Source organism: Salegentibacter sp., from assembly GCF_041642575.1.
In the GTDB taxonomy this organism is placed as follows: domain Bacteria; phylum Bacteroidota; class Bacteroidia; order Flavobacteriales; family Flavobacteriaceae; genus Salegentibacter.
In genome coordinates this window covers 24,649-33,767 of record NZ_JBEPWD010000001.1, presented here as the reverse complement: position 1 = coordinate 33,767, position 9,119 = coordinate 24,649, and the positions used below count along the sequence as shown (strand labels likewise).

Here is a 9,119-nt window from a genome sequence, read left to right as displayed (position 1 = left end):
ATCGGCTCCACTACTATCCTTTACGATATAAAAATTAGATAATCGCTGCTTTTCAATTTCTTCACCAAGATGCACCTAAAGATTGAAACTTTAGTGAAAGCTGTAACCTAGCCTTTTGAGCTTCAATAACCAGAAAATATATACTCATCTATAATTTCCAGGTTTAAGGAAGGCTTTTTAGGAAAGAAGCTGTAGTCTATTAGCCCAGAGAGTAGGTTTGACAGGAAGTTATCAAGTTGTGTTGTTTGTCCCGAGCAATCGGGATTGTGTAGTTAGCCATTGAAATTACTGGAACTCCAGGATTTTATGGCCGACTGATGAGAAGCTTTTTTCCGCTTTGCGGGAAGAGGCTTTTTTGTTTTTAGGACTATTATGAATTCTCTTCTTTTCGTAAGAATGATCCCGAAAAAAGGCGTTTATTTTTAGGGATCCCTTTCAGAAATAAAAGGACCCCATTTCAAATTCGATAGATAATTATATATACTATTTCACCAATTGCTCCAATGAATCCTCAATATCTCCCGGGGTCGACATTATTTTGCTGAAAGTACCCATCGTTAAATCGGGAAAGGCAATGGCAATTCTATATCTCCCATGAAGCATGTGAACTTCATTTCCGGTAACTAATACCTCGTAAGGAAGGAAAGCTGTGTGTTTAGGTTTACCAATGTCGATTATGGGTAGAAATTTAGCCTCTCCTTTTTCTCCGTTAATCCCAAAACCATAAAGGGCCATGTTTTTTCCTGGGATTTCAATTTTATAAAGCATCTCCAGATTGGAATTCTTTTCTTTGGCAGCCGTTTCAATCTTGTTTATAGCTGATTGGAAATTGTCAAAGCTTCCCAGTTCAATAGTATCATCAAAGTAAGGCATGGCAAACATATAATGATATTTTCTTAGCTTTTGTTCAGATAAACCTTTTTCGGAACCGAAGGCTAGATTTTTAAAGGAACCTGTGGCTTCCATGGCACTTTCCAGTTTGCTGCTAAGCTTTGTGTAACGAGCAGAAACCTTAGGGAAGTCATTTCTGAAATAGGCATTTCCCCAATAAACAGGATTGGTATAAGACACCAGTGTTTTCCCATTTTCACGGGTAACCGCTATCCGCAGGCTTGCAGCAAATCCGGTTAATTGGCCAACCTCTTTTACTGCCGATTTCAGTTCTGGAGATGTAAAAATAAAGATCCATCGGTTAGTATCTTTCGCAGGCTGGTATTGACCTACCACTTCAATACCATTTTGTTGTAAGTTTAAAGATAACTTATCTTTTAATTCTGATATATTTTCGGTTGTTTCCAATGCCAGCACATAAGGTTTCAGATTTTGTGCATAAAGGCTGTTAAATGAGAATACCAGAAATAGTAAAAGGCCTAAGGATTTTATGCTTTTCATATCGTTATAATTTTTATTTACTGAGGTAACAATTCAATTGGACTTTCTCCAATACATAGGATCTGTTTCTTGGGTCTTTTGATTCCAGTAATCCTGAGTGACCTTATGCCCGTCAAAGGTCTTTAAACGGCGCTCAAAGACATATGTAGTGGGGTTGAACACCATATCTGTCACGGCTACAGTGTAGAGTTGCGGCTCTTCTTCAGATTTTCGTTTTTCTTCTTCCACGATCACCTCAAAACCGTTATGTTCCAGTAGTTTTTTCAGGAATTCTTTTCTCTCTTCGTCTATCTTTTTTTCTACGAAGCTAACCCGGGTGTCCCCAATACTGCCAAATGTATGTTTTCCTTCTAATGCCATGACTTATTGATTAAAAACAGCGCTTAGTTCATAAATGTAATCGTATAACGGACTGTAAACACCTAAAATAAGGATACCAATTACCGAAATTCCAAGTCCTAATCTCATATAAAGTTTATTATTGAAAAACGGAATTGGATTTTCGCTTGTGCGTAAGAACATCGCCCTTACTACCAGGAGGTAATAATATAAAGAGATAGTTACGTTCACAACCGCAAGGAAAACCAGTAAGTAGTAACCTTCACTTGCAGCCGCAGTATACAGGAAGAATTTTCCGAAGAATCCTGCTACCGGTGGAATTCCCGCCAGGGAGAACAAAGCAAGCAGCATGATTAGGCTCAACTTGGGATTGGTTCGGTACAATCCGTTATAATCGTCGATATTTTCTTTACCGGTTTTTAAAGAAATTGCCTGTACCACTCCAAAGGCGGCTAGGTTGGAAAAGATATAGATCATTACAAAATATACTACGGAAGCTGTTCCCAGCTGAGTTCCGGTTATTAAACCAAGCAGTATAAAACCAGCCTGGGCAATTGATGAAAATGCAAGGAAGCGTTTCATATTTTGCTGGCGCAATGCGAAGAGGTTACCCACAAACATGGTTGCTAAAGCAATCACGTAGATCAAATTTTCCCATATTTCCATTAAAGGTCTTAGCACGGTAAACATCAGGATCATTAAAATGAAAACCGCTGCTCCTTTAGAAATAACCGAAAGATAAGAGGCAACGCTTATAGGGGCTCCTTCATAAACATCTGCGGTCCAGAAGTGGAATGGAACCAGTGAAATCTTGAAAGCCAATCCAGCAAAGAAAAGCACGAATCCCAGGATCGTTAAATTGGTTGAGGTTATTACCTCAATGATATCATGAAAATAAATTGAACCCGAAGTTGCATAAAGCATTGAAATACCGAAAAGCGAAACACCCGAAGCCAGGGCCGCCGAAAGAATGAGTTTTATCCCGGCTTCACTGGAACTTCTTTTTACAAGTTCAAAAGCTGCAAGAGCGGCTACCGGAATGGTGGAAAGCTCCATCCCTATATAAAACATCAGGAAGTCGCCCGCAGAGATCATAAAATACATTCCCAGAAGGGAAAAGAAAAGCAGAATAAAAAATTCTGTGCCACGGTTCAGTTTTACGATCTTTTCCCGAATCCAGTCGGCTGATTGCAACAGGAGAATAAACACCCCGATATTCAGCACATTTTTAAAGAAATGAATCAAACTGTTGGTTCTAAACATCTCGCCGAATAAGCTGTTTTCTTCCATTGGGAAAAAGCCCACCGCAGTATGGATTCCGAAGAGAAAAATAGCCAGATGAACCGCACTGGATTTCTTTTGCTTCGGAATTAAGATTTCAGCAATTATCAGGATCAAAGCTATTGCCAGGAGGACTATCTCGTGCCGCATCAGGAAAAAACTACTTAGTTCCATTTTCGTTCTTTGTTTAAATTATAATACTCCCTGCAAAAAGGGTTGTAAACTTTTTAATATCATATCACTTAGCCATAATGGAGCTACCCCAATTCCCACTATGGGAAGAAGCAACAGCATGATTCCCGTCGTTTCGTACCAGGTAGCTTGTGGAAGGCTTAAATAACTTTCATTTTTCACAGGTCCCATCAGCATAATTCCTACTACCCGTAAAATGTATACCGCGGTAACTACGATTGCTGAAACCGAAATTATGGTGACTACCCTGTGGAACATATCTTCATTCTGAAATGCCCCTACAAAAATGTTCATTTCGGCTACAAATCCGCTGAAGCCGGGTAAACCAAGGGAAGCCAGACCGGCAATTACATATATTACCGAAATAAACGGAATCACTTTTAAAAGCCCTCCCAGCTTGGTAATATCCCGCGTATTAGTTCTGGTGTAGATCATTCCTATTAAGGCAAAGAAAAGGGCGGTCATGAAGCCATGGGATAATGATTGTAATATGGCCCCGTTCCATGCGGTTTTATTCAGCATTAACAGAGCGAATAACACCAGCCCAAGGTGACTTACAGAAGAGTAGGCATTGATATACTTCAGATCGGTTTGCCTAATGGCAGCAAATGCTCCGTAGATCACTCCGGTTGCTGATAAGATGATGAAGAACCAGCTCCACTCCATAGCTCCTTCAGGAAGAAGGAACATTGCCACCCTGAATACTCCGTAACCTCCCAGTTTCATTAAAACCCCTGCGTGCAGCATCGAAACCGCGGTAGGAGCCGAGGCGTGGCCATCGGGAGACCAGGTGTGGAAAGGGAATAGTGCTCCCAACACCGCAAAACCTATAAAGGTTAATGGGAAAAATAATTTTTGAGCTTCAAAAGGGATGTCTACCTGTGCGATCTCCAGTATGCTGAAAGTTAGTGGCCCGCCATCAGCATTTGAATTGAAATAAATGCCCAGAATTCCCACCAGTAAGAGTGCAGAAGCCCCCATTAACATCAGGGTTAATTTCATTGCTGAATATTCTTTGGGCCCAGAACCCCAGATTCCAATAAGGAGGTACATTGGGATCACCGCGATCTCATAAAAGAGAAACATGGTGAACAGATCTATAGAAATAAAGAACCCGTAAACCCCTGTGGCCAATACCAGTAAGGAAACAAAGAATTCTTTAGGCAAATCATAGGTTTTCCAGGAAATAAAAACTCCGGCAAGAACTATTATGGAGGTTAAAAGAATTAGTGCAACCGAGATCCCGTCAACGCCAATATTATAATGGATGTTGAATTCTTCAAACCAGACGATGTCCCTGGTAAATACGAATATACTGTCGTTTATACTTTGTTCTTTCAGATAGGCGAAAAGCAGGTTTATCGCCATCCCCAACTGAATAATACTACCTACCATAGCTATTTGCCGGGCTTGTTTTAATCCTTTCGTAAAAACCAAAGCGATGATTACAACTACCGGAAGAACAACAAAGAGTGATAAAATGTCCATAATGATCAATTAATTAGTCCATAGGTAAATGAAAACAATTGCCAGTACTACCACTCCGCTTATAAAGCCGAAAGCATAATCCTGAACTTTTCCAGACTGTATTCCTTTAATTTTATTGGCAACTACCAATGTTTTGTTACCGATGCCCTCCATGGCCCCGTCTACAAATTTCTTATCGAAATAGGCGATTGGCGCCGAGATCCTTTTGAAGATTAGTTTGCGGGTTATAAAGAGGTATAGTTCGTCGAAATAGAATTTATTGCTGCTCCATTTGTAGAAGAATCCAAAGGCCAGAGCAAACCTTTCAGCCAAATCGTTTTCTTTTTTATAGAAGATCCAGGCGAAAATAATTCCTATCAATCCAATAAGTACTGCAGTAGCCGCTAGTGGATAGTTAAGGTGTACTGCAAATCCCAATTTGTCTGCGGTTACAAATTCACTGAAAGGAATAAATCCAACTCCTATACTAAAAATCGCCAGGACGATCAACGGAATGGTCATGGAGCGGGGAGATTCCTTCGGTTTATGAGCGTAATTGGTCTCTTTCCCCCAGAAAATTCCGAAGTAAAGTCTGAACATATAAAATGCAGTTAATCCTGCTACCAGAAGTCCGATGGAATAAATAAACTGACTGTTTTGAAATGCTGCTACAAGGATCTCATCTTTACTCCAGAAACCTGCCAGTGGTGGAACCCCTGCAATTGCCAGTGCAGCAATAAGGAAGGTAATGTTGGTGACAGGCAGATGCTTTCTCAAACCTCCCATGTCTTTTAAATGATTGCTATGTACAGCATGAATCACCGAACCGGCACCAAGGAATAAAAGTGCTTTGAACATTGCGTGTGTAAACAGGTGGAACATGGAAGCCATATAACCAACTCCCTCAAGACCATCAAATCCTGAAACTCCAAGGGACATCATCATATAGCCGGTTTGTGACATGGTAGAAAAAGCAAGCACTCTTTTGATATCTGTTTGTGTGATCGCAATGATCGCAGCAAAAAGAGAAGAAAATGCACCCACATAGGCCACGATATTTAAGACAAAACCTTCTTCAACGAAATAATACATCGGGAAAAGCCTGGCTACAAGGTAAACCCCTGCTACCACCATGGTTGCCGCGTGAATTAATGCCGAAACCGGCGTTGGTCCTTCCATCGCATCGGGAAGCCAGATATGTAAGGGGAACATTGCCGATTTTCCGGCACCTCCCATAAAAATGAGGATCAGGGCCCAGGTTAATACCGATAAGCCCATAAATGAGGTAGAGGCCCAGTTCGCAATTGCAGCCCCTTCGGGATTATTTAAAGCTTCAAAGTCCCAGGTGCCGGTGTAAAAACCTATGATCAGGATCCCGATAAGGAAACCAAAATCGGCAAATCTGGTGACGATAAAAGCTTTTTTCGCTGCCGCAACAGCCGAGTTTTTTGTATAGTAATATCCGATCAAAAGAAAAGAGGAGACCCCTACCAATTCCCAGAAAATGTATATCTGAAATAAATTAGTAGCCAACACCAAACCGTACATAGAAAAGGTGAAAAGCGAAAGAAAAGCAAAGAATTTAGTGTATCCCGGATCCCCTTTCATATATCCCCGGCTGTAGATATGTACCATAAGCGAGATAGTAGACACTACAATAAGCATCATGATAGAAATTGGGTCAATAAGGATTCCTAGATCAATATGCAGGGTATCTGTAAAATTCATCCAGACCATTTTTTCCGTGAAGGTCTGGTAAACTCCGTTTAACTTGCCTGTTACGAAGAAATACTGAAAGGCGGCATAAAATGAAAGTATGGTAGAGGCGGCCAGGCCGGCGACCCCAATCCATCCCGAAACTGCCGGTTTGATCTTTTTGTTGAAGATTCCCAGTACCAGAAAGACGGCAAGAGGAATTAATGGGATTAAAAAGAGATAACTTATGTTCATAGCTTCCGTCTTTTAATACTTCAGAGTTTCAGTTTCTTTCACAGCCACAGAGCTAATTTGCTTGTAGAGGTTAATGATTATGGCTACTGCCAAAGCGGTTTCTGCAGCGGCCACAGCAATTATAAATATTGCATATACCACTCCCTGTAAAAGCTCGGGGTAGAGGTATTTGTTGATGATCACAAAATTTATCACCGTAGAATTCAGAATGATCTCTACCGAGATTAACATTGAAATTAGATTGGTTCTGGTCATGAACCCGTAAATTCCAATGAAGAATAGAATTGAAGTGAGAGTGAGAATTTCTATTATGCTTATGCCGGGTATCATGGTCCTTATCTTTTTAATTCAATTAAACAGCAACTTCGTTTTCCAGAAGTTCTTCCTTCTTTTCAACCGGTTTTTCTTGTTTTGCTATAGGTGTTTCCTTTGGTGGCTCTTCTGTAACGTCTTCCCCCTTAGCAATTATTATCGCTCCAATCATTACTGCAAGCAGGAGTATGCTTATTACTTCAAAAGGCAGTATAAAGCCCCCTGCTTCAGTGCTTAAAAGAGCGAAGCCTATATCTGCGGTAGTAGTGGTGATGGCAGTAGTTGTTTCGACAAATGGATGTGAGTAAATGGTGCTTAGGAAAACACCTAACCCAATTAAACAGGCTAATGCCGTGATGATTCGTTTGGATTTTTTAGCAACTTCCAGCTCCATATCAATATGGTGCACCAGTAATACCGAAAAAATGATCAGTACAATGATCCCGCCGGCATAAACGGTAAGTTGTATGGCAGCGAGGAAGTCATAATCTGCCATAAAATAAATTCCGGCTATTCCTATTAAAACAAAAAGCAGATAGACTACAGAGCGGAGCATCTTCCGGCTGCTAACCGCTGCTATGGCAAAGACTATCATGATTAAAGCTAAAACATAAAAAATATACTTCTCCATATCATTATTCTTCTACTCCGGCTCTTACTTTTGAACCGGGTCTGTTTAAAACTTTGGTGAGCTGGCTCCTGTCAGATACTGCATTTTCAAAATTTTGCGCCCATTTTATTGCGTCTGAAGGGCATGCATCAACACATAATCCGCATTGAGTGCACATTCCCAGGTGATAGATGTGCTTGTCTATCACTTTTTTCTTTTTCCCGGTTTCCGGATCTACCTGGCGGTCCCAGATTATTTCTATACTTCCGTTAGGGCAGGCGATCTCACACTTCTGGCAACCGGTACAGCTATGTTCATTATTTTCATCGTGAGGCATTACCACTTCTCCGCGAAAACGTTCAAACATTTTCAGGGTGTCACGATTGTCGGGATATTGTTGGGTGATGGCTCCTTTTCTCGAGTGCAGGAAATACTTTCCTGTTACGCCCATGCCGGTTAGCAGGGTTCGAATGCCGTGGTATATGTCTGAAAAATAACTCATAATTTCTAAAATTGAATTGTGAAATTAAGCCACACTATTATTGCCATTAAGACGATGTTAAACAGGTTGATAGGCAATAAGTATTTCCATTCCAGGGTGAGTAGTTGGTCTACTCTAAGCCTCGGGAAGGTCCATCTGAACCACATCATTAAAAATACAAGCACAAATGTTTTGAGGAGAAACCAGAAAACTCCCAACCATGGAATAGATTCTGTTATTCCGAATGGCGATAACCAGCCCCCGAAGAATACTGTAGCCCCAATAGCTGCGATGATGAACATATTGATGAATTCAGCTAAAAAGAAATAAGCGAATTTCATCCCTGAATACTCAGTGTGAAAACCTGCACCCAGTTCCGATTCTGCCTCTACCATATCAAATGGCGCCCTGTTTGTCTCAGCTGTTCCCGAGATCATATAGATCATAAAAGCTATAACAGCAGGAATATGCCCCTGTACGATCAGCCAGCCGCTTTTTTGTACCTCAATAATTTCTGAAAGTTGCAGACTACCGGTAAGTAGGATCATGGTAAGCAAAGAAAGTCCTACCGAAAGCTCGTAGCTAATAGTTTGAACACCGCTACGCATAGCTCCAATTAAGGCAAATTTGTTGTTACTGCTCCATCCTCCCAGTAGAACCCCTATAACTCCAATAGAGGAGATAGCGATCAAAAAGAAGATTCCTATGTTGATATCGAAGGCCTGCAGATTTTCGGTGAATGGAAAAACAGCGAGGGCCATCAGGGAAGAAATGATAAGGAAATAAGGCGCTAAATTATAAAGGAATTTATCTGCTTTATCAGTTCCGGTAAGCTCCTTGGATAATAATTTAAGTGCATCAGCAATGGTTTGGAACATTCCGAAGAAGCCAACCCTGTTGGGACCAATCCTTAACTGGAACCATGCGGCTACCTTTCTTTCCATTAAAACCAGAAATAAGCCTAACACCGCAAAAAGCGTCAGGTAGGCCAACGCGATCATTATCATTTCGGTGATTCCGGTTATTGCCGCAGGAAACAGGCCCGTCAGCCAGCTGTGAATATTGTTTGTTATGATAAAGGGACTATACATTGTT

9 protein-coding genes are annotated in these 9,119 nt (G+C 40.9%); all 9 read right to left on the bottom strand.

Going from position 1 to position 9,119, the window contains the following annotated elements; genetic code table 11:
* Window positions 1-483: 483 nt before the first annotated feature.
* The 9 genes from ACESK1_RS00145 to nuoH are packed head-to-tail and all read right to left on the bottom strand — an operon-like array spanning window position 484 to window position 9,115.
* The gene (locus tag ACESK1_RS00145; protein ID WP_372916666.1) at window positions 484-1,392 is read right to left on the bottom strand and encodes a hypothetical protein; all 909 of its coding nucleotides are present in this window, start codon (window positions 1,390-1,392) and stop codon (window positions 484-486) included.
* A gap of 33 nt (window positions 1,393-1,425) precedes the next feature.
* On the bottom strand, window positions 1,426-1,752 hold the full coding sequence (locus ACESK1_RS00140; RefSeq protein WP_372916664.1) for a hypothetical protein: 327 nt from the start codon (window positions 1,750-1,752) through the stop codon (window positions 1,426-1,428).
* Window positions 1,753-1,755: 3 nt separating this feature from the next.
* A complete protein-coding gene (locus tag ACESK1_RS00135; protein ID WP_372916662.1) occupies window positions 1,756-3,186 on the bottom strand; it encodes an NADH-quinone oxidoreductase subunit N in 1,431 nt (476 codons plus the stop codon).
* 18 nt (window positions 3,187-3,204) lie between these two features.
* Window positions 3,205-4,692, bottom strand: coding sequence for a NuoM family protein (locus tag ACESK1_RS00130; protein ID WP_372916659.1), 1,488 nt, complete (start codon window positions 4,690-4,692; stop codon window positions 3,205-3,207).
* Window positions 4,693-4,701: 9 nt separating this feature from the next.
* A complete protein-coding gene (gene nuoL / locus ACESK1_RS00125) occupies window positions 4,702-6,621 on the bottom strand; it encodes an NADH-quinone oxidoreductase subunit L (protein ID WP_372916657.1) in 1,920 nt (639 codons plus the stop codon).
* A gap of 12 nt (window positions 6,622-6,633) precedes the next feature.
* The gene (nuoK, locus tag ACESK1_RS00120; protein ID WP_372916655.1) at window positions 6,634-6,951 is read right to left on the bottom strand and encodes an NADH-quinone oxidoreductase subunit NuoK; all 318 of its coding nucleotides are present in this window, start codon (window positions 6,949-6,951) and stop codon (window positions 6,634-6,636) included.
* A 22-nt stretch (window positions 6,952-6,973) separates the two neighbouring features.
* Window positions 6,974-7,564, bottom strand: a complete 591-nt coding sequence (locus ACESK1_RS00115) for an NADH-quinone oxidoreductase subunit J (protein WP_372916653.1) — start codon at window positions 7,562-7,564, stop codon at window positions 6,974-6,976.
* 4 nt (window positions 7,565-7,568) lie between these two features.
* A complete protein-coding gene (locus tag ACESK1_RS00110; protein WP_372916651.1) occupies window positions 7,569-8,045 on the bottom strand; it encodes a 4Fe-4S binding protein in 477 nt (158 codons plus the stop codon).
* A 5-nt stretch (window positions 8,046-8,050) separates the two neighbouring features.
* The gene (gene nuoH, locus ACESK1_RS00105; protein ID WP_372916649.1) at window positions 8,051-9,115 is read right to left on the bottom strand and encodes an NADH-quinone oxidoreductase subunit NuoH; all 1,065 of its coding nucleotides are present in this window, start codon (window positions 9,113-9,115) and stop codon (window positions 8,051-8,053) included.
* Window positions 9,116-9,119: the final 4 nt, after the last annotated feature.

Excerpts from the sequence above, each read along its gene's own strand:
- nuoH (WP_372916649.1), bottom strand. The coding sequence starts at position 9,115 with ATGTATAGTCCCTTTATCATAACAAACAATATTCACAGCTGGCTGACG.
- ACESK1_RS00135 (WP_372916662.1), bottom strand. The coding sequence starts at position 3,186 with ATGGAACTAAGTAGTTTTTTCCTGATGCGGCACGAGATAGTCCTCCTG.
- ACESK1_RS00110 (WP_372916651.1), bottom strand. The coding sequence starts at position 8,045 with ATGAGTTATTTTTCAGACATATACCACGGCATTCGAACCCTGCTAACC.
- ACESK1_RS00140 (WP_372916664.1), bottom strand. The coding sequence starts at position 1,752 with ATGGCATTAGAAGGAAAACATACATTTGGCAGTATTGGGGACACCCGG.
- nuoK (WP_372916655.1), bottom strand. The coding sequence starts at position 6,951 with ATGATACCCGGCATAAGCATAATAGAAATTCTCACTCTCACTTCAATT.
- ACESK1_RS00145 (WP_372916666.1), bottom strand. The coding sequence starts at position 1,392 with ATGAAAAGCATAAAATCCTTAGGCCTTTTACTATTTCTGGTATTCTCA.
- nuoL (WP_372916657.1), bottom strand. The coding sequence starts at position 6,621 with ATGAACATAAGTTATCTCTTTTTAATCCCATTAATTCCTCTTGCCGTC.
- ACESK1_RS00115 (WP_372916653.1), bottom strand. The coding sequence starts at position 7,564 with ATGGAGAAGTATATTTTTTATGTTTTAGCTTTAATCATGATAGTCTTT.
- ACESK1_RS00130 (WP_372916659.1), bottom strand. The coding sequence starts at position 4,692 with ATGGACATTTTATCACTCTTTGTTGTTCTTCCGGTAGTTGTAATCATC.